The sequence below is a fragment of the Parerythrobacter jejuensis genome (genome assembly GCF_039536765.1).
GTDB classification, from domain to species: domain Bacteria; phylum Pseudomonadota; class Alphaproteobacteria; order Sphingomonadales; family Sphingomonadaceae; genus Parerythrobacter; species Parerythrobacter jejuensis.
This window is the reverse complement of record NZ_BAAAZF010000001.1, coordinates 1733489-1757657: the sequence shown is the minus strand read 5'-3', so window position 1 is coordinate 1757657 and position 24169 is coordinate 1733489. Positions and strand designations below refer to the sequence as shown.

25 protein-coding genes are annotated in these 24169 nt (G+C 60.7%); 18 read left to right on the top strand and 7 right to left on the bottom strand.

Going from position 1 to position 24169, the window contains the following annotated elements:
• Both ABD653_RS08690 and ABD653_RS08685 read left to right on the top strand, forming a co-directional pair.
• Window positions 1-819, top strand: a complete 819-nt coding sequence (locus tag ABD653_RS08690; protein ID WP_160778319.1) for a DUF2059 domain-containing protein — start codon at window positions 1-3, stop codon at window positions 817-819.
• Between the two features lie 49 nt (window positions 820-868).
• Window positions 869-3310, top strand: coding sequence for a ligase-associated DNA damage response DEXH box helicase (locus ABD653_RS08685; RefSeq protein WP_160780305.1), 2442 nt, complete (start codon window positions 869-871; stop codon window positions 3308-3310).
• Here ABD653_RS08685 and ABD653_RS08680 read toward each other — a convergent pair.
• The 5 genes from ABD653_RS08680 to ABD653_RS08660 all read right to left on the bottom strand — a co-directional run bounded on the left by ABD653_RS08680 (window position 3307) and on the right by ABD653_RS08660 (window position 6450).
• Entirely contained in the window at window positions 3307-3684 is a 378-nt protein-coding gene (locus ABD653_RS08680; RefSeq protein ID WP_160780304.1) for a biopolymer transporter ExbD, read from the bottom strand. The genes ABD653_RS08685 and ABD653_RS08680 overlap by 4 nt on opposite strands.
• A 181-nt stretch (window positions 3685-3865) precedes the next feature.
• Window positions 3866-4318 carry an ExbD/TolR family protein gene (locus tag ABD653_RS08675; RefSeq protein WP_160778318.1) on the bottom strand — a complete coding sequence of 151 codons (453 nt, stop codon included), beginning with the start codon at window positions 4316-4318 and terminating at the stop codon, window positions 3866-3868.
• Window positions 4319-4353: 35 nt separating this feature from the next.
• The gene (locus ABD653_RS08670; protein WP_199801076.1) at window positions 4354-4884 is read right to left on the bottom strand and encodes an ExbD/TolR family protein; all 531 of its coding nucleotides are present in this window, start codon (window positions 4882-4884) and stop codon (window positions 4354-4356) included.
• Between the two features lie 79 nt (window positions 4885-4963).
• Complete coding sequence (locus tag ABD653_RS08665; protein WP_160778316.1) at window positions 4964-5734, bottom strand: MotA/TolQ/ExbB proton channel family protein; 771 nt, start codon at window positions 5732-5734, stop codon at window positions 4964-4966.
• 41 nt (window positions 5735-5775) lie between these two features.
• Window positions 5776-6450, bottom strand: coding sequence for an energy transducer TonB (locus tag ABD653_RS08660; protein ID WP_160778315.1), 675 nt, complete (start codon window positions 6448-6450; stop codon window positions 5776-5778).
• 327 nt (window positions 6451-6777) lie between these two features.
• Between ABD653_RS08660 and ABD653_RS08655 the strand changes: the two genes are divergently transcribed.
• The 3 genes from ABD653_RS08655 to ABD653_RS08645 all read left to right on the top strand — a co-directional run bounded on the left by ABD653_RS08655 (window position 6778) and on the right by ABD653_RS08645 (window position 9463).
• Complete coding sequence (locus ABD653_RS08655) at window positions 6778-7635, top strand: hypothetical protein (protein WP_160778314.1); 858 nt, start codon at window positions 6778-6780, stop codon at window positions 7633-7635.
• Window positions 7636-7730: 95 nt separating this feature from the next.
• Complete coding sequence (locus ABD653_RS08650) at window positions 7731-8147, top strand: acyl-CoA thioesterase (RefSeq protein ID WP_160778313.1); 417 nt, start codon at window positions 7731-7733, stop codon at window positions 8145-8147.
• Entirely contained in the window at window positions 8144-9463 is a 1320-nt protein-coding gene (locus tag ABD653_RS08645) for a homoserine dehydrogenase (protein ID WP_160778312.1), read from the top strand. The genes ABD653_RS08650 and ABD653_RS08645 overlap by 4 nt, the downstream gene beginning before the upstream one ends.
• Window positions 9464-9471: 8 nt before the next feature.
• On the opposite strand, the gene ABD653_RS08640 is transcribed toward ABD653_RS08645, so the two are convergent.
• Window positions 9472-9927 carry a hypothetical protein gene (locus ABD653_RS08640; RefSeq protein ID WP_160778311.1) on the bottom strand — a complete coding sequence of 152 codons (456 nt, stop codon included), beginning with the start codon at window positions 9925-9927 and terminating at the stop codon, window positions 9472-9474.
• Between the two features lie 56 nt (window positions 9928-9983).
• Between ABD653_RS08640 and glpX the strand changes: the two genes are divergently transcribed.
• Both glpX and ABD653_RS08630 read left to right on the top strand, forming a co-directional pair.
• Window positions 9984-10973 (top strand): class II fructose-bisphosphatase, encoded by a 990-nt coding sequence (glpX, locus tag ABD653_RS08635; RefSeq protein ID WP_160778310.1) that lies wholly within the window; start codon window positions 9984-9986, stop codon window positions 10971-10973.
• Window positions 10974-11104: 131 nt separating this feature from the next.
• Window positions 11105-12040 carry a ribose-phosphate pyrophosphokinase gene (locus tag ABD653_RS08630; RefSeq protein ID WP_160778309.1) on the top strand — a complete coding sequence of 312 codons (936 nt, stop codon included), beginning with the start codon at window positions 11105-11107 and terminating at the stop codon, window positions 12038-12040.
• Between the two features lie 7 nt (window positions 12041-12047).
• Here the strand turns inward: ABD653_RS08630 and ABD653_RS08625 are convergent, their stop codons facing one another.
• Window positions 12048-13046 carry a helix-turn-helix domain-containing protein gene (locus ABD653_RS08625; RefSeq protein ID WP_160778308.1) on the bottom strand — a complete coding sequence of 333 codons (999 nt, stop codon included), beginning with the start codon at window positions 13044-13046 and terminating at the stop codon, window positions 12048-12050.
• Window positions 13047-13170: 124 nt separating this feature from the next.
• Between ABD653_RS08625 and hisN the strand changes: the two genes are divergently transcribed.
• The 11 genes from hisN (at window position 13171) to ABD653_RS08570 (ending at window position 24146) form a co-directional block, all read left to right on the top strand.
• Window positions 13171-13941 (top strand): histidinol-phosphatase, encoded by a 771-nt coding sequence (gene hisN, locus ABD653_RS08620; RefSeq protein WP_160778307.1) that lies wholly within the window; start codon window positions 13171-13173, stop codon window positions 13939-13941.
• A 154-nt stretch (window positions 13942-14095) separates the two neighbouring features.
• On the top strand, window positions 14096-14299 hold the full coding sequence (gene rpmI, locus ABD653_RS08615; RefSeq protein ID WP_160778306.1) for a 50S ribosomal protein L35: 204 nt from the start codon (window positions 14096-14098) through the stop codon (window positions 14297-14299).
• A gap of 28 nt (window positions 14300-14327) precedes the next feature.
• Entirely contained in the window at window positions 14328-14687 is a 360-nt protein-coding gene (gene rplT / locus ABD653_RS08610) for a 50S ribosomal protein L20 (protein WP_160778305.1), read from the top strand.
• A gap of 135 nt (window positions 14688-14822) precedes the next feature.
• Complete coding sequence (locus ABD653_RS08605; protein ID WP_344705325.1) at window positions 14823-15692, top strand: helix-turn-helix domain-containing protein; 870 nt, start codon at window positions 14823-14825, stop codon at window positions 15690-15692.
• A gap of 169 nt (window positions 15693-15861) precedes the next feature.
• The gene (locus ABD653_RS08600; RefSeq protein WP_160778303.1) at window positions 15862-16674 is read left to right on the top strand and encodes a helix-turn-helix domain-containing protein; all 813 of its coding nucleotides are present in this window, start codon (window positions 15862-15864) and stop codon (window positions 16672-16674) included.
• A 163-nt stretch (window positions 16675-16837) separates the two neighbouring features.
• Window positions 16838-17731 (top strand): helix-turn-helix domain-containing protein, encoded by an 894-nt coding sequence (locus ABD653_RS08595; RefSeq protein ID WP_160778302.1) that lies wholly within the window; start codon window positions 16838-16840, stop codon window positions 17729-17731.
• Window positions 17732-17831: 100 nt separating this feature from the next.
• Window positions 17832-18932 (top strand): phenylalanine--tRNA ligase subunit alpha, encoded by a 1101-nt coding sequence (gene pheS, locus ABD653_RS08590; protein ID WP_160778301.1) that lies wholly within the window; start codon window positions 17832-17834, stop codon window positions 18930-18932.
• Window positions 18929-21295, top strand: coding sequence for a phenylalanine--tRNA ligase subunit beta (gene pheT / locus ABD653_RS08585; protein WP_160778300.1), 2367 nt, complete (start codon window positions 18929-18931; stop codon window positions 21293-21295). Before pheS ends, pheT begins: the two co-directional genes overlap by 4 nt.
• A gap of 18 nt (window positions 21296-21313) precedes the next feature.
• A complete protein-coding gene (locus ABD653_RS08580; protein ID WP_160778299.1) occupies window positions 21314-22834 on the top strand; it encodes a peptide chain release factor 3 in 1521 nt (506 codons plus the stop codon).
• A gap of 32 nt (window positions 22835-22866) precedes the next feature.
• Window positions 22867-23442 carry a pyridoxamine 5'-phosphate oxidase family protein gene (locus tag ABD653_RS08575; RefSeq protein ID WP_160778298.1) on the top strand — a complete coding sequence of 192 codons (576 nt, stop codon included), beginning with the start codon at window positions 22867-22869 and terminating at the stop codon, window positions 23440-23442.
• A gap of 2 nt (window positions 23443-23444) precedes the next feature.
• Window positions 23445-24146, top strand: coding sequence for an endonuclease/exonuclease/phosphatase family protein (locus ABD653_RS08570; RefSeq protein WP_160778297.1), 702 nt, complete (start codon window positions 23445-23447; stop codon window positions 24144-24146).
• Window positions 24147-24169: the final 23 nt, after the last annotated feature.

The window sequence follows — 24169 nt, the reverse complement described above, 5'->3', positions numbered from 1 at the left end:
ATGCGCAGATTTCTCGTTTCGAGCGCGGCGGCCCTCGGATTGGTCGCGGCACCGGCTTTTGCCCAGGAAGAAGGCACAACTGCCCAGGTTGAAGACGCCCGGGTTGCTGATCTTATGGGGTCGATGTTCGGCGAGGCTGATCCTCTGACGCCGGAGCAGGAAAGCCGCCTGCCTGCTGCGCAATTGGTGGTCGACCGGATCTTTCCGACGGGCACCTATGCCAAGATGATGGATGAGAGCATGAAGCCGATGATGGATGGCATCATGGGCTCGATGTTGCAGGTGCCTGCTGCAGAACTGGCCAAGCTGGTCGGCAATCTTGCGGCGGTCGATCCGGCTGCGGAAGGCAGCATTGGCGAAGCGATGGCGATCCTCGATCCGGCTTTTGAAGAGCGTAACAAGCGGATGATGGACACCACGCTCAACATGATGACCGAATTGATGGACGAGATCGAGCCATCCTATCGTGCGGGCCTGACCCGTGCCTATGCCGTGCGCTTTACGCCCGCTGAGCTGGGCGACATGAACGCATTTTTCAGTACCCCGTCGGGCAGTCGCTATGCCGCAGAATCCATGCTGATCTTTATGGATCCGCAGGTCATGTCTGCCATGAACGAGCTGATGCCATCGATGATGGAAATGATGCCCAAAATGATGGAGCGCATGACCCAGTCGGTCGCTGATTTGCCCCCGGCGCGGACCTATTCCCAACTGAGTGCGGACGAGCAGACCCGGCTGGCCCGGATACTGGGCGTGTCGAAAGACGAGTTGGCTGCGAACGAGCCGGCGGCAGAGACGGCATCCGAAGACGCGTACTGACAGGTCGGGCTTGCGCAAGCGGATTGCGGCCTGCATCGCTTGACGGGTGATGCAAGCTGACATTCCTCCTGAAATCGAACGCTGGTTTTCCGGCCGCGACTGGCGCGTCAGGCGGCATCAGGCGGAAATGCTGGCCGCGGCGGATGCTGGAAAGCATGCGCTGTTGGTGGCCGATACGGGCGCAGGCAAGACGCTCGGCGGGTTCCTGCCGACCTTGGCGGATTTCTGTCCTTCGCGTTTGGCGGATGCAGCTGCGCAAGACGGGTTACACACGCTTTACGTTTCGCCGCTCAAGGCGTTGGCGCATGATGTGCAGCGCAACCTCGTCACTCCGGTGGAGGAAATGGGGCTTCCCCTCCGGATCGAGACCCGCAGCGGGGATACGCCGTCGGATCGCAAGAAGCGCCAGCGAACGAAGCCGCCGCATGTCTTGCTGACGACCCCGGAATCGCTCTCGCTCCTGCTGAGCTATCCCGACAGTTTCGAGCTGTTCGGATCGCTCAAGCGGATCGTTATCGATGAAGTGCACGCCTTTGCGACTGGCAAGCGGGGCGACTTGCTGGCGCTCAGCTTGGCACGGCTGCAGGCCCTTGCACCCCAAATGCAGCGCGTTGCGCTTTCCGCCACACTCGCCAATCCCGAAGGCTTTCGCGAGTGGCTGGCGCCATGGGGGGAGATCGACACAGTCGCTCTTGTCCAAGGGGAAGAGGGTGCACCGGCGCAGGTGGAGATATTGCTACCCGAGGAAGAGCGGGTCCCATGGGGTGGCCATGCCGGCACTTGGGCGGTTGGCCAACTCTACCAGACTATCCGCAAGAACCGTACGACGCTCGTCTTCACTAACACGCGCTTCCTGGCTGAGTTTATCTTCCAGCAGCTGTGGGACGTGAACGAGGAAACTCTGCCGATCGGCATCCATCACGGGAGCCTGAGCAAGGAAGCCAGGCGCAAGGTCGAAGGAGCGATGGCGCGGGGCGAGCTGCGGGCTCTGGTGGCTACGGCCAGCCTCGATCTGGGGGTAGATTGGGGCGACATTGATTGCGTGGTGCAGATGGGTGCGCCCAAGGGATCGAGCCGGCTGTTGCAACGCGTGGGCCGCGCGAACCATCGGCTGGATCAGCCCAGTCGTGCGTTGTTGGTGCCGGGCAACCGGTTCGAATTTCTGGAGGCGCAGGCAGCCAAGGATGCCGTTGATGCGGGCCAGCGCGACGGGGAGGAATTCCGGCCCGGCGGGCTCGACGTGTTGGCCCAGCACATTATGGCTTGTGCCTGCGCAGCGCCGTTTGATGAAGCGATCCTGTTGGCGGAAATCCGCTCGTCGCTGGCCTATGCCTATGTCGACGAGACGGTGTGGCAGCGGGTCCTGAACTATGTTGCGACAGGCGGTTATGCTCTCAAGGCCTATGACAAGTTCCGGCGCATCGTGCGCGACAAACAGGGTGTGTGGCGGCTGAGCCATCCCGAAATGGCGGCCAAGCACCGGCTCAATGCCGGCATCATCATCGATAGCGAGATGCTCGAAGTGCGGTTTCGCAACGGCCGCTCGTTGGGCCGCGTGGAGGAGCGCTTTGCCGCTTCACTTTCGGCGGGTGACACTTTCGCCTTTGCTGGCCAATCACTCGAGGTCGAAAGCGTCAAGGATATGGACGTGATCGTTCGCGCTACGGCCAAATCGGCCATGATCCCGTCTTACGGCGGCGCGCGGATGCCGCTTACGACCCATCTGGCTGACAGGGTTCGGGCAATGCTGGTTGATCGTGCAGGCTGGGCACGTTTTCCTGACGATGTGCGCGAATGGCTGGAAGTGCAGGACTGGCGCAGCCAGATGCCGGGACCCGACAATTTGCTGGTCGAGAGCTTCCCGCATTCGAAACGGCATTACACGGTCTATTACACTTTCACTGGATGGAATGCGAACCAGTCGCTGGGCATGCTGATCACCAAACGGATGGAAGATCGCGGGCTTATGCCAGGCGGTTTCGTGGCTAATGATTACTCGCTGGCGGTGTGGGGCCTGAAGCCAGTGGCGGACCCGGCCCCGCTCTTGTCGCCCGACATTCTGGCGCATGAATTCGTCGAGTGGGTGCAGGAGAGTTACCTGCTGAAACGAAGCTTCCGCGAGGTTGCCGTGATCGGCGGTCTGGTAGAACGGCAACATCCGGGCAAGCGCAAGTCCGGGCGACAGGTCACCTTCTCGACCGATCTGATCTACGACGTGCTGCGCAAATACGAGCCCGACCATGTGCTGTTGGAGGCCGCCTGGGCCGACGCCCGCGAGCGGCTAACCGATATCGGGCGACTACAGGAACTGCTCGAGCGGTCACAGGATCAATTGCTGCATGTCGAACTGGAGCGAGTCAGCCCGCTCGCGGTGCCGGTGATGGTCATGATCGGCCGCGAAAGCGTGCCGCAGGGGGCGGTGGATGACGAGCTGCTGCTGGAAGCGGAGAGCCTGGCAAGCGCCGCGATGCGGGTGGATGATCAGCCCTAGCGCCCGAACTCGCGATAACGCTCATTGCCGACGAAGGCGAACTTCTCGATCCCGGAATCCTTGATCAGAGCGATGGTTTTGGCGGAGCGGTCATAGCTGGCCAGTGCTTCCGGTTCGAACCTGATCACTGGTTGATCTTCCAGACCGGCTGCGGCCGTCAATTGCGCGCCCAGATCATCCCGGCTGAGCTTGTTACCATTCCAAAACAGGCGGTCGCTCCTGTCGATTGTTACCGAGTTCTGGGCCTGCACCGCAAATTTGACCAGTCCCTTTCCCGGGAGCGGCACTTCAAGATTGTGAGTCGCGATGGGGATCGACAGCAGGAGCATCACGATCAAAACCAGCAGCACATCGATGAAAGGAGTCATGTTCATGGCGCCAGTCGTGTGCGGCGGGCGGCGGTAGGGCATTCTGCGCAGTCGCATGCATACTCTCCCTTTGCTGATGTTACAGCATAACATAACACTCCGGATCCGCGAAACGGCAGGATAATAGACACAAAAAAGGGGGCGGATCGCTCCGCCCCCTTCTCTTGGTGTTGGTGCTGCTGGGCGCTTACTGCTGCCCGCCGGCCGGTTTCCCGAACACACGATATTGTTCATTCCCGACGAAACCGAATTTGGTCACGCCAGACGTCTTGATGACGTTCAGGACGCGGGCCGAAATATCGTAGCTCGCCTGGGCTTCCGGTTCGAACTGAAGCTCTGGCTCGGGAACGATATCCCGCGTCAGGTTCAGGTTGCGGACCAGTTCGCCCTGATCGATCGAGGTCCCGTTCCACAGGATTTCACCGGTCTGCGTCAGAACAATCTTGTTCTTGATCGGGTCAATCATGTCCTCTGGTGGAGGATTCGGGTTCGGCTGCGGAAGGTCGATATCGACCGAGTGCGTCGCAACCGGGATAGTGATGATGAACATGATGAGGAGCACGAGCAGGACGTCGATCAACGGCGTCATGTTCATATCCAGCATCGGGGCGCCATCATCCTTGCCGCCTGACATTGCCATAGTGCGTTACTCCTTCTGTCTCTTTCCCGCGCCGATCAACCGTTAGGGTCGACGGGGTTGGAGATGAAGCCAACGGTCGGATAACCGGCAGCCTGCACGTTATAGATGGTCCCGGCAACACAACGCCATGGAGCGTTTACGTCACCACGGATGTGCACCTGCGGGATCAAGTCCGGATCTTCCATGATTGCTTCCGGGCCACCGGCACGGGTCACAATTGCGTCCAGACGTTCGAATGCCTGATCATACAGTTCTTCCGAGGTCACCGGCGTGATATTGTTGAAGTACACCCGGCACTCGCCCTCGCGGGCTGCACCGGCATAGCCTGGCTCACCGGCACTGAGGCCGCTGGCGTCGGTCGTGCTGACCGTGAGCGTCAGGTTTTCAACCTTATCTTTCGACTCGACAGATTCCATGATCGGAATCTCGAGTTTCTCGATGGTCTGGATCGCGACCGGAACCGCGATCAGGAAGATGATCAGGAGAACCAGCATAACGTCCACCAGTGGGGTAGTGTTAATGTCGGCCATTGGGGTGTCTCCACCGCCTCCTGCTGAAATAGCCATGACTACATCCTATCTGTTAGTCATTAAGAGAAGAGATGAGCGGGCGGCCGCCATCTGGCTGACCGCCCGCATTCCCACCTTACTTCTTGGCTGCAGGTGCAGCAGGCTTGGCAGCTGCCGGCTTGGCAGCGGGTGCTGCCACGACAGTCGGCTTGACCTTGCCGTCCGAGCTGATGAACGCAAGCACGTCGGTCGAGAACCCGGTGAGGAGTTCGGCAATCCGGCGGTTACGGCTCTGCAACCAGTTATAGGCAAGCACAGCAGGCACAGCCACGAGCAGACCAATCGCGGTCATGATCAGGGCTTCACCAACCGGACCTGCGACCTTGTCGATCGAAGCCGAGCCGGCGAGACCGATGTTGATCAGGGCGCGATAGATACCGATCACCGTGCCGAGCAGGCCGATGAACGGTGCGGTTGCGCCGACCGATGCGAGGAACGGCAGACCGCCCGCAAGTTTGGCATTGATCGAGTCTTCCGACGACTGCAGCGAACCGTGCAGGTAATCATGCGCTTCGCGCTGATCGGTCATCTTGGAGTGGTCTTCATCGGCTTTCAGGGCGTCGTCGACAATCTGGCGCCATGCGCTGTTCTTGTCGAGCTTGGTCGCGCCGTCCTTCAGGCTCGGAGCCTTCCAGAAATTGGTGCGGACGCCTTTGTACTGCTTCATGATCTTGTTCTGCTCGAGCAGCTTGGTGATCAGGATGTAGAACGAACCGATCGACATGATCACGAGGACGCCGAAGATGAACCAGGCGATTGCGCCGCCTTGTTCCATGGCTTCCCAGAAACCGAACTGGTTCTGCGGCGCGGATTCACCGGCAGCAGCTGTAAGAAGATTGATAATCATTTGCGAGATCCTCTCGAAAATAAGAAAAATTGAAAATCCGGTTACTCAGGCAACTGCCAGCGCACCGATTGTGAATAGGTGCCCACGACTTCGTCGCCATTCCCGTCAGTCGCGGGGCGGAAACGTGCACGACGTTGCATGTTCTTGCACGTCGCATCATCCAACTGCGAATGTCCGCTCGAGCGGGTCACCTGGCAGCTTTGAACACGGCCATTGGTTCCCACAGTCAGACGTACCGAAGTAACGCCTTCCTGCTCTTCACGAATGGACCGCGAAGGATAGTCGTTCGTCGTCACCCAACGGCCCGGATTGCCACGCGGCGTCGGATCCTTCGGCTGGAAAGCCGGAGGCGGAGGCGGTGGTGGGGCAGGTGGTGCCACAGGCGCAGCCGGAGGAATTCGCAAAGCCGGTGGTGACGGCGGTGGAATATTTGGCTGGGTCTGAATCTGCGGCGGTGCCGGCGCGATATTGATCGGTGGCGGCGGTGCCACCGGCGGTGGTGGTGCCGTTTCCGGAATCTCTTCCGGGGGGGGCGGCTCGTCTTCAGGTGGTGGCGGCTCCTCGATATCAACCGTCGTTACCCGCTCGATGACCTTAACGGCCGCTTCGTAGGCAAGTCCGGTGATGAGCACGTAGCCGATCACGACGTGAATAAGAGCAACGATGACAATGGCAATCACTCGATTGCCGCTCATCTGTTGGTCAGCGTAGGCCATGCAGTCGCATCACTCCGTCAGCGCCGGTTTACCCGGCTTCTAATGTCCGGCGGCTGCACCGGACGGCGATCCTTCAATCCATCGCAGGAAGCGCGCGGAAAGTCGAATCGACACTTAGAGTCGATACGGCGCTCCCCAAGCACCCTGGATGCATTTGTTCCGGGAAATTGTCTCTCTCCAGCCCCGGAGCGGAGGGCTTTAGCTAGGATGTATGACGCGCGCAAACGCTTTATCGGTTAAGGGATGATTCACGCCGCACAGGCATGGGATACTTGCGAAAATCCTGCGCAGTATTCCGAGTCGGGCAGGACGAAGGAGACTATCCTGATGATCGCGATTCGCCAGTCTTGCCTGATTGCCGTGGGCCTTTTTGCCCTGGCGGCGGGGCATCCCGCCCACGCCCAATCTGCCTTTCCCACTGCGGAAGCAGGCGCCACCTGGGCTGATCTGGCTGATCTTGCGGATGCATCGGATCTGGTCGTGCGCGCGAAGGTGAAGAAGCAAGCGATCGTTCCGGCCGAGCGTGCGCGCGGCGTCGCGCCGGGCAATGTGCGCCTGTATGTCGAAGCGGAAACGCTCGCGCTGATTGCCGGCACGGTACCAGTGGGCGAATCACTGCGTTACCTCGTCGACCTGCCGCTTGATTCGCGTGGCAAACCGCCCAAGCTGAAGCGGTTGGAAGTCTTGCTGTTTGCACGGCCTGTGCCAGGGCGGACCGGTGATGTTCAGCTGGTCGCGCGCGATGCCCAAATGCTGTGGAGCGAGCCGCTGGAAGCACGCTTGCGTCCGATTCTTTCTGCCTTTGCCGAGCGTGATGCCGCGCCTGAGCTGGCCGGCATTCGCGATGCGTTGTCTGTCAGAGGAAATTTGTCGGGCGAATCGGAAACGCAGTTTTTTCTCGATACGACGGATGGCGAACCGCTGGCGATGAGTGTGGTCCGACGGCCGGGGATGGCCCCTGCATGGGGCGTTTCCTATTCCGAAATCGTCGATCAGGCCGTGAGCGTTCCGCAGCGTGAAACACTGGCCTGGTACCGGCTTGCCTGCTTCCTGCCTGCTGTCTTGCCGGGACCCGCCAATCTATCCCGTGATCCGGCGAATCGTGCACAGGCTTCGGAAGATTACCGCTTTGTGATGGGCAGCCTCGGCCCGTGCGACCGCAACCGCACGCCGCCGCAAGGCTGATGACTGCTACATGTGCCAATTCTCAAGGGCAGCTAGCAGCGATACAAGATTAAGTGGTTCCGTCCTTGCCCTGCGCCCCGCTAGAGGCATCGACCATGACACAATCATTTCGACACCGTTTCCGTGTGCGCTATGCCGAAGTTGACCCGCAGGGTGTGGTCTTCAATTCGCGCTATCTCGAATATGCCGACATATTGGTGACCGAATATTGGGAAGCAGCAGGCCTTCATGTTGCAGGCGAGGACTCTCTGGAATTCCACGTCGCGCAAGCCAATGTGACGTTCAAGAAACCGATCCGGCTGCGCGAATGGGTCGAAGGCCGTGCTGTGACAACGCGGATCGGCAATTCTTCGATGGCCCAGCGGATCGAGCTGCATGGCGAAGGCGGTGCAGAGGATCTTCGCGCGGCCATCGACCTGGTCCAGGTGCATGTCGATCTGGAGACCGGCATGCCTGTTCCCATTCCTAACCGGGTCCGGGGCCTCTTCGCCGATACGCTGGTGGCGGCATGACCGGTCTGGACCGAAAACCGCTACGGCTGGCGATTGCCGGGCTCGGGACTGTCGGTGCCGGTGTTATCCGGTTGCTGGAAGAAAACCGCGCTTTGGTCGAAGCCCGGGCCGGCAGGCCCATCACCATCGCAGCCGTCAGTGCACGCGACCGGACGAAGGATCGCGGCGTCGACCTGTCGGGCTTTGCCTGGTGCGACGACATGGCCGAAATGGCCAAGCGTGACGATGTCGATGTGGTGGTAGAGCTGGTTGGCGGGTCCGATGGCCCGACGCTCGCCCTGGCCCGCGATACGCTGGCCGCGGGAAAAGGCCTGGTGACGGCCAACAAGGCGATGATCGCCCATCACGGCATGGAATTGGCGGGCACGGCCGAGACGAATGGCGCCGGGCTGCGTTTCGAAGCCGCTGTCGCAGGTGGTATCCCGGTGGTGAAGGGGCTTCGCGAAGGCGCCTCCGCCAATGCGATCGACCGCGTCTACGGAATCCTCAACGGGACCTGCAATTACATCCTCACCGCGATGGAAAGCTCCGGCGCAGATTTCGGCGAAACCCTGGCCGATGCGCAACGGCTTGGCTTCGCCGAGGCTGATCCGGCTTTCGATATCGATGGCGTGGATGCGGCCCACAAGCTGGCGATTCTGGCGGCTCTGTCGTTCGGCGCACAGATCGATTTCGAAAGCGTCGAGATCGATGGCATCCGACGGGTGCGGGCGGCCGATATCGCGCAGGCTGACGCGCTTGGCTATGTTGTGCGACTGATCGGTGTGGCCGACGTGGAGCAATCCACCGCAGGCCCCCGCATGCTCCAGCGCGTGCGACCATGCCTGGTCGCAAAAGATCATCCGCTTGCGCCAATCGATGGCCCGACCAACGCGGTAGTCGCGGAAGGGAATTTTTCGGGCAGGCTGCTGTTCCAGGGTGCCGGGGCAGGTGACGGTCCGACGGCAAGCGCTGTCGTTGCCGATCTGATCGATTTGGCGCGCGGCGATGCGGGCGCAGCGTTCTCTGTGCCGACGCAGCAGTTGGTCGCAATGCCCAAGGCGGATTCGGGTGCACGCGAAAGCCGCTCCTATATCCGCTTCACGGTCGCGGACCGGCCCGGCGTCCTGGCAGAGATTACTGCGGCGATGCGCGATGCGGGGGTGTCGATCCAGAGCCTGATCCAGGAAGGCGAAGCGGACGGGGCCGACGGCGTGCTGGTGGCGATGGTCACCCATCAGGGGCCGGTGCGCAATGTGCGTGCAGCGATAGAGATGCTTGCTGGCAGCGACAGCCTGACCGACGATCCACTGATCATGCCAATCCTGCGCAGCTGATTGCCACCCTAAGGACCGGGCTTCTTCTCACCTTTTGCAATCTTGTCGGCGTCGGAGCCCTCGGGCGCTTCGGGCAAGGCTGTAATATCGAAATAGTAGACCGGTGGCGGCGGGCAATTCACGCCTTTGATGCAGCCTGAAACAGTCGCCTTGCCTGTGAAGATGCCGGGGCCAGCGACGTTGGGGGGATCGCCCTCCCATTTCAGGTGTGAATCATCGCCTTCGTCAAGGCTCGACCGTACACGAAACTGCGATTGCTCTTCCAGCTCCGCACAGACCACGATCTCGTTGCCAATTGGGTCGTCGCATTCGACCCGTTTCGGCGGGTCGGGCGGCGGCGGGCCGTATTCTTCTTTCGCTTCTTCCAGCACCTGTTCGGCGGTTGGCGATGGATTTCCCGATTGCTGGGCAGCTAGCGGCATGTGCAGCACAAGTGTGGCCAGAACCCCCGCACGTATCGACAATACCCCACTCCCCGTCTAATCCGCCGCCCAAACGCACCAGAGGGACTGAATTCGCCATGAACACATCCACAAAGACTGCCGCCAGCTCGGTTCTCGACCGGGTCCTCGTGCTGGAGATGGTCCGGGTGACCGAAAAGGCCGCCATTGCCGCCTCTAGCCTGATCGGGCGCGGCGACGAGAAGGCCGCCGACGCAGCCGCAGTGGAAGCCATGCGCGAGGCGTTCGACGAACTCTATATGGACGGCACCGTGGTAATCGGAGAAGGCGAGCGCGACGAAGCCCCGATGTTGTATATCGGCGAGAAAGTTGGCGGCGCACCCGGCAAGGGCCCCAAGATCGATATCGCGCTGGACCCGCTGGAAGGCACCACCATTACGGCCAAGGCCGGGCCCAATGCGCTTGCCGTGCTGGCTGCAGCAGAAGAGGGCAACCTGCTCAACGCGCCGGACACCTATATGGACAAGCTCGCGGTCGGCCCCGGTTATCCCGAGGGCGTTATCGATCTGGCCAAATCGCCGACCGAAAATGTCGAGGCAGTCGCCAAGGCCAAAGGCGTGGAGCCGCAGGACATTATCGTCTGCGTGCTCGATCGCCCGCGCCATGCCGACCTGATTGCCGAACTTCGGGGCCTTGGATGCGGCGTCGTGCTGATCGGCGACGGTGACGTTGCCGGCGTGATCGCGGTGACCGACGAAGACACCACGATCGACATGTATATGGGACAGGGCGGAGCGCCCGAAGGCGTGCTCGCCGCGGCAGCGCTGCGCTGTGTTGGCGGCCAGTTCAACGGGCGCCTCGTTTTCCGCAATGACGACGAGAAGGCTCGTGCCCGGAAATGGGGCATTGCCGATGCGGATTTTGACCGGATCTACAAGCTGGAAGATTTGGCCAAGGGAGACTGCATTTTTGCCGCCACCGGCGTCACTTCGGGCTCGCTCCTCGACGGGGTCAAACGCAAGCGCGGTGGTGTAATGACCACCGAAAGCGTTGTCATGCGGGCCTCCAGCGGCACGGTTCGGTGGATCAGGGGCGAACACCGTACATAAGCGCGATCTCGCTTTTCCCAAAACCGGACTAAAACTCCGCATCGCCATGTTCCCAAGCGCCGGAGGTGCGGCTAATCCTGCGCGCCTACCGAGTCGCACAAGTGGCTCTTGTATGACTGGGGACAGCTTTCATGAAAATCATGGCCGGCAATTCCAATTTGCCGCTCGCCCGGGCGATTGCCGCCTATCTCGAAATTCCGCTGACCGATGCCAGCGTGCGCCGGTTCGCAGATGAAGAAATCTTCGTCGAGATCCATGAGAATGTGCGCGGTGAGGATGTGTTTCTGGTTCAGTCGACCAGCTTTCCGGCCAATGACAATTTGATGGAGCTGCTGATCGGGATCGATGCGCTGCGCCGCGCTTCGGCCCGCCGGATCACTGCTGTCGTGCCCTATTTCGGTTATGCACGGCAAGACCGGAAGCCAGGCCCGCGGACCCCGATCTCGGCCAAGCTGGTTGCCAACCTGATTACCGAGGCGGGTGCTGATCGTGTCCTCTCGGTCGATCTGCATGCGGGCCAGATCCAGGGCTTTTTCGATATACCCACGGACAACCTTTATGCAGCGCCAGTAATGGCGGCGGATATTCAGGCGCGCTATGGCGACCAGGACCTGATGGTTGTGTCGCCCGACGTTGGCGGCGTGGTGCGTGCGCGGGCCTTGGCCAAGCGGCTCGACAATGCGCCGTTGGCAATCGTCGACAAACGCCGCGACCGCCCTGGCGAAAGCGAAGTCATGAACATCATCGGCGATGTGAAGGGGCGGCATTGCATTCTGATTGACGACATTATCGATTCGGGCGGGACGCTGTGCAACGCGGCACAGGCTTTGCTCGACCAGGGCGCCAAGTCGGTGGCAGCTTACATCACACATGGAGTGCTTTCCGGCGCTGCCGTGTCCCGCGTCGATAGTTCGGCGCTGACAGAGCTGGTGATTACCGACACGATCGGCGCCACGGATGCAGCTTCGGATTCGGACCGTATTCGGTATCTTACGATTGCGCCGCTGATCGGTGAAGCCGTGCGCCGCATCGCCGATGAAAGCTCGGTCAGCTCGCTCTTCGACTAGGCTGCGATTACGCCGCCAGGGGTCTGAATGGCTCGCGCATCCACGGGCGAATGGCGTCCGGTGCGATCCGGTTTAGCAGCTCGAGACGCCGCGCCTGACGGATCTCGAGGCTTAGCGTCAGCAAGGGCTGGCGATTGTTCATGAATTGCTGGGGGCTACGGCCAAACAGCGCGGTAAAATCGCGGATCTGGTGGGACTGGTCAAAATAGCGGAGCAGGAATTCCTGCTCCTCGTCCTTGTCTGCGACACCGCACATACGGGCGGCGAGATCCAGCGTGCGGGCGCGGCGCAGAACCTGTTTGGGAGAAAGGCCGAAATCGCGCTTGCAGATGCGCTGCATGCGTCGCGGCGCGATGCCTTCCCGCTCGCAGAAATCGCCAGGGGACATATTGGGATCAGCGAAAGCTGCCGCCTCCAATTGCTGCGCAATCCGCTCGGGCTTCGGCGCTCCGCGCGCGGCAATTTCGGAACGTAGCCAGTCCTCGATCCGTTCCAGCCATTCCTCGGGCGTGATGCCATTCTCGTATAGCCCGGTTAGCGCATGATCATCGGTGCCAGTCGTACCCAACGGGCGAATCTTGTCGAGCAATGCGCCGTCATTGATGCCCCAAAGCACCCGCATGGCTCCGGGCTTCAGCATGATGCCGGAGACCTTGATCGGCCCGCGGCTGGTCAGTTTCATTGCGACCGAGTGCTGGCCACACAGGAATGACTGGTTACGCCAGTGCAACGCGCCTTCTGCGGTATAGGTGGTCCAATGCGCATCAATAGCGGTCCGGATATAGCCAGCATCGTTGCAAAGATATCCGATCGAAGCGACGTCCGTGGGGGCATCGGCAATGGCGACCATAACCCGGGAAATCCACGGTTCCAGGTCGGCCGCAGGGGCGCGGTTGACCGACAGCGGAACGCCATCCGGCGTGGCGCCAGTTCGTGGTACGAAAACCGGATATTCGGCCTGTGACGGCATAGTCGTGACGTTGTGTGCCCCCGGGCGCGACCCCATTCAATTGCCTAACGTCACCTGCTGCGAGCTGGCAAGTATGCTTAACATGTTGTGCCCGCATCCCTTTTTATCAGAGTGGGCGTGCGCTCTTGACCATTGTCGCGACCCCGCCCATCGGCACAGGATGAACCTGACTGACCAGATTGCCATTGCCAATCGCCTCGCCGACGCTGCGCGTGATGCCATCCGCCCGCATTACCGTACTGTAACGGCCGAACGGAAATCCGATGCTTCTCCGGTTACGATCGCGGATCGTGCCGCTGAGGAAGAGATGCGCCGTATTCTCAAGGCGGAGGCGGCCCGCGATGGCGTGATCGGCGAGGAATTTGGCGAGGAAGAGGGCGAAACGGGCCGTCAGTGGGTGCTTGATCCGATCGATGGCACCACGGGTTTTCTGGCCGGAAGACCGATCTTTGGCACGCTGATTGCCTTGGTTGATCGCGGTTTCCCGGTTCTGGGCGTAATTGACCAACCGATTCTGGGCGAGCGCTGGATCGGCGTAACCGGTCAGGGCACGACTTTGAACGGCACGCCTGTCAGCACTCGGGTGTGCAAGGAAATGCAAGATGCCACACTCGCGACCACCGGTCCGCATTATTTCAGCCCGGAGGATGGCCAGCGCTTCATGAATTTGGCCGGAGCGACCGATCACCAACGCATGGTGATGGGCGGAGACTGCTACAACTATGCGATGCTCGCCAGCGGCCATCTCGATATGGTGGTTGAGGCGGGCCTCAAACTGCATGATTTCGCAGCCCTGGTACCGGTCGTCGAAGGGGCCGGCGGCGTGATGTCAGACTGGAATGGTGATCCGCTTCATGCAGGGTCGGGTGGTCACGTAATTGCGCTGGGCGATGCGGCGCGGCTGGAAGATGTTGTCGACGCACTGCAATAGCCAGTTCGGCAGGCGACACAGCGCTTGCATTTTCCCGCCATACCGCTAGACGCGCGCACTTCACTGACACGTGATTCATCTTCCGGTCTGGCCGTTAGGGCTGCCAGGGCTGGTTGGACGTGTCTCCGAACCGATATCCGAACAGGAGATGAAAATGCCCAAGCTGAAGACCAAGAGCGGTGTGAAGAAACGCTTCAAGATCACCGCAACCGGCAAGGTCAAGCACGGCGTCGCTGGTAAGCGTCACCGACTGATCAGCCACAATGCCAAGTATATCCGCCAGAACCGCGGCACCACAGTAGCAGCCGATCCGGATGCGAAGACGGTGAAAAAGTGGGCCCCTTACGGGCTCAGCTGAGCACGCACGGTTTTACGGAGTTTAAGATATGCCTCGCATCAAACGCGGCGTGACCACACGCCAGAAACACAAGCGCCTACTCGATCAAGCCAAGGGCTATCGCGGTCGTCGCAAGAACACCATTCGCATTGCGCGCCAGGCCGTCGAAAAGGCTGGCCAGTACGCCTATCGCGACCGCAAGGTTAAGAAGCGCAGCTTCCGCGCCCTGTGGATCCAGCGCATCAACGCAGCGGTTCGCGCCGAAGGCCTGACCTATTCGCAGTTCATGCACGGCGTGAAGCTGGCGGGAATCGAGCTTGACCGGAAAGTCATGGCCGACCTCGCCATGAACGAAGAGGCGGCATTCAAGGCCATTATCGGTCAGGCAAAAGCCGCGCTTCCGGCGTAACCGGTTGCACTTTCGAATCGACCAGAAAGGCGTCGTAGCATCGGCTGCGGCGCCTTTCTGCTATAGCGGGCTCGGCCCGGAGTCGTTTCGCGAGGGAATCTTCGATTGCATATGAGCGCATGTCCTTCCCTAGACTTGAGGTTCTTTGATCCGCCAGCCGCGTTGGCGGATTGCCTGAGCACGATCTACCGATTGGAAGTTGACTTGCCGGAGGGCCAGACGGTCAGCGATTTGCTGCTTCCTGAATGGGGCAATCTGCGCTTCTTCCGTAGCAATCCTCCGGTCGTCGATACAGCAGATGGGCCGCCACTGGACGGATGCCGTTTCCAGGCCACCGGTCCGTCTAGCCGTCCGGTTCCCTTCTCGATCGGTGCGACCAGAGTGTGGGGAATGGGTCTGCTCCCTCTGGGCTGGGCGACCTATGTCGGGGAGCCTGCTTCCGCCTTGGCCGATACCTGCCTCGATGGTTCAACCCACCCGGCCTATTCCCGATTGAGCGGCTTATTGACTGCGTTGGACAATGCAGGGCCGGGCGATGATCAGGAATTCAAGGCCATTTCAGACTATCTGCTAAAAAATGCAGCAATGCCACGCGAAGAACACCGCATCAGGGCGGCGCAGGAAGCAATGGTGGATCCCTACCTTCTCCAGATACCCGACTTCGCAGAACGTGCCGGAGTGAGCACGCGCACTCTTGAGCGTTTGTGCCTGAAATGGTTCGGCTTCACACCCAACGTGGTGTTGCGGCGTCAGCGCCTGATCCGCAGCCTGGCAGCCTTCATGAACGAAGGGAACTCCAGCTGGAGCGAGGCAATCGATCGCCATTACCATGACCAGCCGCATTTTGTGCGCGAGTTTCACTACTTCATGGGCATGAGCCCGACCGAATATGCGGAGCAACCGCATCCGATCATGGACGCATTCATGGGAAACCGGCAACAATCATGGGGTAAGCCAGCTCCATCGCGCGATGCCCCTGAAGACAGTGCGCCACCTCAGGCATAGCATGTGGTATGCTCTGAAATGCCGCAAATCGATTGCGTTATCCGACGTTTCTGACTTACTCAGGTGACAGGGCCGGAAAACGGCACGCACAAGGGGACGGTCGCTGCCGCAGGGTTCGATTTCAATCGACCAACGCTTTTTCGCCATTCCGGACGATTTTTCGGGATGTTTGACGGCTATCACCCGGATCGATGTGACCGTGCATGGCGACCAGGCTATTGCCGACCATATGCAGCCCGAATGGGCCAGCATCCGGTTCTTCGCCAATCCGCCAGTCGATGTCACAGGGCCCGATGGCAGCGTCATCGAGGGCACCCGGGCAATGGCGGCAGGCCCCACCACCGCTCCGACGCAATACCACACTCATGGTGGCAGGCTGTGGGGAATTGGCCTGCTACCGCTGGGCTGGGCCCGGCTGATGCAAGTCGATGCATCGGATATTGCGAACACAGTCGTGGATGCCGCGGCTCATCCGGCATGGTCGAGGTTTGCACCGCTTGCGGACATGCTTTTCCGCGATGGCGCCGATGACGAGCAGGAATACCGCCTGATCGTGCAGCATCTCAGAAGCTTGCATCGGCCGCATCGAGATACCGATCGCATCGTGCAGGCGCACCGTGCACTGGTAGATCACGCAACCGTCAATGTTGCCGAGTTCGCCGCGAAGCTGGACTTGTCGAAGCGAACTCTCGAACGGCTCTGCAACAAGCATTTCGGCTTTCCGCCAGCCGTGCTCCTGCGCCGCCAGAGGCTGATGCGGAGCCTGATGGATTACATGCTTTCGACCGACCGGAAATGGAGTGAGGTGATCGATGGCAGCTACCATGACCAGGCCCATTTCGTGCGAGAATTCCATTCCTTTATGGGGATGTCCCCGCGGGACTATGCCGCGCTCGATACGCCTATTCTGGACGCGTTGATCCGGCAGCGATCGGAGCTCAAAGGCGCTGCCACCCAAACACTCGAAGGCCCCGACGGCTAGGGGATCAACGCCCTGCTGGGGCAACCTCTTGGCACAGCTTCAGCTAGCGCGCTGCCATCATGCCGACTTAATCCATTGATTGATGCTACCTGTCAGGTAGAAAGGGGTTGGGCCGTCAATACTGTGAAAACACGACTGTTTTTTGCAACGGGGAGGTTGCACCATGCAAAACATCGCGTTTGATGCGCCCGCTGTGACGATCCGGTTTGTGATGCCCGGACCACAGCTTGCCCCGTTTGTGACGACACTCTACCACATGCAAATCGGCTCGGTGCGCGACGGTTATCTGGAAGATTGGCTGCATCCTGAGTGGGCCAATCTGCGGTTCCGCAACCAGACCCCACTTGAAGCCGGCATCGGCGATTCCCCGCTTTGTTCAGTCCCTGAAGTCGTGATGACAGGTCCCACCAGCATGTGCACACGGTTCCGGGCGCGGCAGGGAAGATTCTGGGGTGTGGGCTTGCTGCCGTTGGGATGGACCAAATTCTGCTCCGCCAATGCATCGGATCACCGTGACAGGTTTTGCGATGCGACCAATGATCCGAAGCTGGCGGAGATTGCAGCAGTAGGAGATGGCCTGTTCCGCGCAGATGGCGACATTCATGCCGAGGCCGAAATGCTCCAGCGAAGGCTCGGCCGCTTGCTTGACCGCCCGGTTGCGGGTGAAGACCGCATCAGCAAAGTGAATGCGGCCCTAGTCGACCCCGAAGTGACGTCGGTCAGCGAATTTGCCGATCATACCGCGATGACACCCCGCACGCTGGAGCGGCTGTGCAAGCGCGTCTTTGGCTTCCCGCCCAAGCTGCTCTTGCGGCGGCAGCGGTTCTTGCGCAGCCTGTCACGCTATATGCTTGACCCTTCGCTCAGCTGGATATCGAGCCTCGACCATGGCTATCACGATCAGGCTCATTTCGTACGTGACTTCCATCGCTTCATGAAAATGAGCCCATCAGCCTATTCCAGGCTGGAGCACCCCATCCTGATGGCGGCCATGCGCGGCAGGATGGAAGCGGCGGGCGAGGCGATGCAGGCGCTTCACCGGCCGGCCGATGCATAAGGCGCGATTGGGGCGCGATTGGGGCTTGGGATGCGCCTCACTCCCCGCTAGAGGCCTCACCACACAGCATAGATGATGTCCGGGCCGGGCAGGATTGATCATGAGCACGATTGACGAACTGAAGAACACCGCGCTGGAGCGGATTGCGGCGGCAGCCGACGCAGATGCGCTGGAAGCATTGCGGGTCGAGTATCTCGGCAAGCAGGGCTCGATCTCGGCATTGCTCAAGACTTTGGGCAAGATGACGCCGGAGGAACGCCAGACTGAAGGGCCCAAGATTCAGGGGGCACGGACTGCAGCAGCAGACGCGATCACGGCTCGCAAAGAAGCATTCGACAATGCCGCGCTCGAAGCCGAACTCGCCACGCAGACACTCGATCTGACCTTGCCCGGCCCGCAAACTCCGGCGGGCTCGATCCATCCGGTGAGCCAGGTGATGGATGAGCTGGCCGAGATTTTTGCTGATCTCGGATTTGCCGTCGCCACCGGCCCGGAAGTCGAGGACGAATGGCACAATTTCACCGCGCTCAACATGGCCGAAACGCATCCGGCCCGCGCCATGCATGACACTTTCTATTTCCCCGACCGGGACGGTGATGGCAACCGCATGTTGTTGCGCACCCACACTTCGCCGGTCCAGATTCGTGCCATGAAGGCCGAGGGGGCGCCGATCCGGATTATTGCACCCGGCCGTGTCTATCGTAGTGACAGCGATGCGACGCACACGCCGATGTTCCATCAGATTGAAGGTCTGGTGGTCGATCGCGACATCCATCTTGGCCATCTCAAATGGACTCTCGAGACGTTCCTCAAGGCCTATTTCGAACGTGATGATATCGTCTTGCGGCTGCGCCCGTCCTACTTTCCGTTCACCGAACCGAGCGTGGAAGTCGATGTCGGCTACCGGCAGGAAAGCGGGCGCCGGGTTGTCGGTGGCTCGGGCGATGATGATGGCCATCAATGGATGGAGTTGCTTGGCAGCGGTATGGTCAATCGCCGTGTCATCGAGATGGCCGGGCTCGATCCAGACCGGTGGCAGGGATTCGCGTTCGGCGTAGGTGTCGATCGCCTGGCCATGCTGAAATACGGCATGAATGATCTGCGCGCCTTCTTCGATGGCGACCAGCGCTGGCTGTCGCATTACGGTTTCTCGGCCTTCGATCAGCCCACCTTGTCGGGCGGTGTAGGAGCGAGCGCATGAAGTTCTCGATCACATGGCTCAAGGATCACCTCGAGACCGACGCTAGTCTCGCCGAAATCGCCGAGGCGTTGAACCGTATCGGTCACGAGGTCGAGGGCATCGAAGATCCGGCAGAACGCCTGGCGGGATTCCGGGTGGCAAAAGTGCTGGCCGCTGAAAAGCATCCCGATGCCGACAAGCTCCAGGTTCTGTCCGTCGACACGGGCGAAGGCGATCCGCTGCAAGTCGTTTGCGGCGCGCCCAACGCGCGAGCCGGTATGAAAGGTGTCCTCGGTTTGCCGGGTGCGACAGTTCCGTCAAATGGGATGCAATTGCGCAAGAGCGCCATTCGCGGTGTCGAGAGCAACGGCATGATGTGCTCCGTGCGCGAGCTGGAGCTGGGCGACGAGCATGACGGCATTATCGAACTGCCCGAGGATGCAACCGTGGGCCACAGCTTTGCCGATTATTCCGGCTCTTCGCCGGTCCTCGATGTTGCGATTACGCCGAACCGGCCCGATTGCATGGGCGTCTACGGGATTGCCCGTGACTTGGCGGCGGCAGGTCTGGGCACGTTGAAGCCGATTGCGACGCCTGACTTTGCTGCAAGCGGCGCGTGCCCGGTGGAAATCCGGACTGACGATGCTGACGGTTGTCCGGCATTTTATGGCCGGGTGATCAAAGGGGTCACCAACGGGCCATCACCCGATTGGCTGCAGCAGCGCCTGACCAGCGCCGGGCAACGCCCGATCTCGCTGCTGGTCGACCTCACCAACTATCTGATGCTCGCCTATGGCCGGCCGGCCCACGCCTATGATCTGGCCAAGCTGACCGGTGCCGTCGTGGCGCGCCGGGCGCAAGATGGCGAGCGAGTGCTGGCGCTCAACGAGAAGACGTACGCACTCGATTCGAGCATGACCGTGATCGCCGATGATAGCGGGGTGCACGACATTGCCGGGATCATGGGTGGCGAAGATTCCGGCGTGACCGATAGTACGACCGATGTCCTTCTCGAGATCGCCTATTTCGACCCCGAGCGGATCGGGGTAACGGGCCGCAAACTGGGCCTGGCCTCGGATGCCCGCACGCGCTTCGAACGGGGCGTTGATCCGGAATTCCTCGATGCGGGCCTTGATCTATTGACCGGGCTGATTGTCGAATTGGCTGGCGGTGAACCAAGCGAAACGGTGCGGGCAGGTACGGCGCCGACTGACGCGATGACGCTTACCTTCGATCCCGCGCTGGTAGCCAAGCTCGGCGGAGTCGAGGTTGGCGTTCCAGAGCAACGCGCCATCCTGATCGGGCTGGGCTTCGTCGTGGACGAGAACTGGAACGTCACCGTTCCATTGCGTCGCCACGATATCGAAGGTACGGCTGACCTGGTCGAAGAGATCGTGCGCATCCACGGGCTCGACAAGGTCGCAAGCGTGCCGCTGCCGCGTCCAGATGGCGTCGCCCAGCCAACGGCGACGCCGCAGCAGGCGATGGAGCGAAAGCTGCGCCGCGCTGCAGCCGCTAGCGGCCTCAACGAAGCGATCACCTGGTCGTTCATCTCCGAAGAGCAGGCCGCTCTTGTCGGCGGCGGGCGCTGGTCGCTCGAAAATCCGATCAGCGAAGACATGAAGGTCATGCGGCCTTCGCTGCTGCCGGGCCTGTTGTCCGCCGTGCAACGCAATCTCGACCGCGGGGCATCATCGGTCCGCTTGTTCGAGATCGGGCGGCGCTATCTCGAAAGCGGCGAGCATCCCACGCTGGTGTGCTTGCTGGCTGGAGAAAAGCATGCGCGAAGCTGGGACGGTGGCAAGCCTGCACACTTCGATGCGTTTGATGCCAAAGCCCTTTGTCTCAGCCTATTGGAGGCTGCCGGTGCGCCGGTTGGCAATCTGATGGTTATGGGCGAAGCAGGCGATGTCTATCACCCTGGCCAGTCAGCGACGCTACGGCTGGGGCCGAAGAAGCGCATCGCCAGCTTCGGCATGCTGCATCCTTCAACGCTCAAGGCAATCGACGTCGATGTGCCGGTCGCTGCGTTGGGCATTCACCTCGACGAGATTCCGGCGAAGAAGAACGCGAGCTTCGCCCGTTCCTCTTACGCGCCGCCGGCGTTGCAGGCCGTGACTCGCGACTTCGCATTCCTGGTTCCCGATGATCTTGCTGCTGCCGATCTGGTTCGCGCGACCAGGGGTGCAGACAAGAAGAACGTGGTGGACGCCCGCGTCTTCGACGTTTTCGCAGGCCAAGGCGTTCCAGAAGGCAAGAAATCGATCGCAATCGAAGTCATGCTGCAGCCGCAGGACCAAAGCTACAAGGATGCAGAACTGAAGGCGATTTCAGACGCGGTCGTTGCCGCTGTCGCCAAGCTGGGAGCGGAATTGCGCGGCTGACCCGCGCGCCGAAACGCCATGTCCAATCGCCGTACTTTCGCGATCATCTCGCACCCCGATGCGGGTAAGACCACGCTGACCGAGAAGTTGCTGCTGCAAGGCGGCGCGATCCATTTGGCTGGAGAGGTCAAGGCAAGGGGGCAGGCGCGGCGGGCGCGCTCGGACTGGATGAAGATCGAGCAGCAACGCGGAATCTCGGTCACCAGCTCGGTGATGACGTTCGAGCGTAACGGCGTGACCTTCAACCTGCTCGATACGCCGGGCCACGAAGACTTTTCGGAAGACACTTATCGCACGCTGACGGCGGTCGATTCGGCCATCATGGTGATCGATGCGGCCAAGGGTATCGAGCCACAGACGCGCAAATTGTTCGAGGTGTGTCGTCTGCGAAGCGTGCCGATCATCACTTTCGTCAACAAGGTGGACCGCGAAGGACGGCCTGTGTTTGTGTTGCTGGACGAAATTGCCGACATGCTCGCGCTCGATGTCAGTCCGCAAATGTTTCCGATCGGGATGGGCGGTCAGTTCGAGGGTATTCTCGACTACGCCAGCGGGTCGGTCGCGCGCCCGGAAGGGCCGAGCAAGGAATTCCAGGGCCAGCGGGACGCAAGCCCCGAGCTGCCTGAGGAATTTGCTGAAGAGGCGGAGCTGGCGCAGGTCGGCTATCCCGAATTCGATCTCGACGCGTATCGCAATGGCGACCTGACGCCGGTTTATTTCGGGTCGGCACTCAAGAATTTCGGCGTGACAGAATTGATCGAAGCGATTGCCAAATACGCGCCGCCGCCGCGCCCGCAGCCTGCCGGAGACGAACAAATCAGCCCGGAGCGGGACGAGGTGACCGGCTTCATCTTCAAGGTGCAGGCCAATATGGACCCGAACCACCGCGACCGGATTGCCTTCATGCGGCAGGTCTCGGGCACGTTCAAACGCGGCATGAAGCTGACGCCGAGTGGATTGGGCAAACCCATTGCCGTCCATTCGCCAATCCTGTTTTTCGCGCAGGATCGGGAGATTGCCGACACTGCGGAGGCGGGCGATATTATCGGCATCCCTAACCACGGTACGCTGCGGGTGGGCGATACGCTGAGCGAGAAGAACGAGGTGCGCTTCACCGGCCTACCCAATTTCGCTCCAGAAATTTTGCGCCGGGTGCAATTGAAGGACCCGACCAAGACCAAGCAATTGCGCAAGGCGTTGGACGACCTTTCTGAGGAGGGCGTGATTCAGGTGTTCTACCCGGAACTGGGCGCGCAGCACATTGTCGGCGTGGTCGGGCAATTGCAGCTCGAAGTGCTCGTTTCGCGCTTGTCGGCAGAGTATAAGGTCGAGGCTGGTCTTGAAGCGGCGCCGTTCGCCACCGCGCGCTGGGTGACCGGCGAGCAAAAGGCGCTCGATGAATTCGAGGGCTTCAACCGGGCGAACCTGGCAAAGGACCGCGACGGCGATCTGGTGTTCATGGCCAAGAGCCCGTGGGATGTGAATTACCAGCAGGAAAAGAACCCGGACCTGACCTTCTCTGCCACAAAGGAACGGTGACAAGCAGCCGATGCGGCTCTAGCGTCGCCAGCATGGCAGAATTCTTCGAAGAACTGGGCGATGCCCATATCGGAATGATCGCGAAGCAACCGGTCTTCTTTGTTGCGACAGCGGCGCCGGATGCGCGGATCAATCTCAGTCCGAAAGGCTATGATGCTTTTCGCGTCCTCGGCCCCAAACAGGTGGCGTATCTGGATCTGGGTGGATCGGGTAACGAGACTCACGCCCACCTGGCGGCTGATGGCCGGATCACGATCATGTTCTGCAATTTCGAGCAGCCGGCGCTGATCCTGCGGATCTATGGCAAGGGGCGCCCGGTGCTGCCGCAAGATGCCGAGTGGGACGAAGTGGCGAGCCAATTCACCCTCTTGCCCGGCACACGACAAATCTTCGTGATCGATATCGAAGCTGTCCAGAGCAGTTGCGGCTGGGGTGTGCCGCTGATGTCGCTTGACGCGGAACGCACGACCTTGCTGAAGGCCCATTCCAAACTGGATCCTGAGGCGTGGATGGAAAAGACCAAAGGCAGAACTCAGAGCATAGACGGTCTGCCAACGCGGCCAACCGATCGCTATATCGAAGGTGCTCCCGGGACGCGTCCTGACTAACCGTGCAAATCACGGTCGCCAGCTACAATATTCACAAGGCGGTCGGTACGGATCGGAAGCGTGACCCTGCGCGCATCCTGAATGTCCTGCGCGAAATCGATGCTGATGTCATCGCCTTGCAGGAAGCGGATATGCGGTTCGGTCAGCGGGCAAGCGTCCTGCAGCGGGCAGCGCTGGACGATACGCCGTGGAAAGTGGTTCCGGTCGCCAAGCGTCCGCGATCAATCGGATGGCACGGCAATGCTCTGCTCGTGCGCCGCGAGATGAATGTTCTCGACAGCGAGGCCCTCGATTTGCCGATGCTGGAACCGCGCGGGGCAGCCTGCGCAGATATCGGCAATGGTTCAGGGGCCTTCCGCGTGGTCGGTGCCCATCTCGATCTTAGCGGTGTTCGCAGGTCGGATCAGATTCGCGCCATCCTCGATCATCTCCACCGTGCACATCCCGATATGCCGGAGATCATGCTGGGCGATTTCAATCAATGGTCTGCGCGCAGCGGAGCCATGCGACAGTTTGACGAGAACTGGCTGGCCTTGTCGCCAGGGCCGAGTTTTCCGAGTGGTCGGCCGATTGCCAGGCTCGACCGGCTCGTTTTCTCGCCGCACTGGAAGCTGCTCAATCACGGCGTTCATCACAGCGCGCTTGCATCGCGGGCATCGGACCATCTGCCCGTCTGGGCCACAGTGCGACTGCCCAATTTGTAATCACTGATGAATTTTTAAGCATA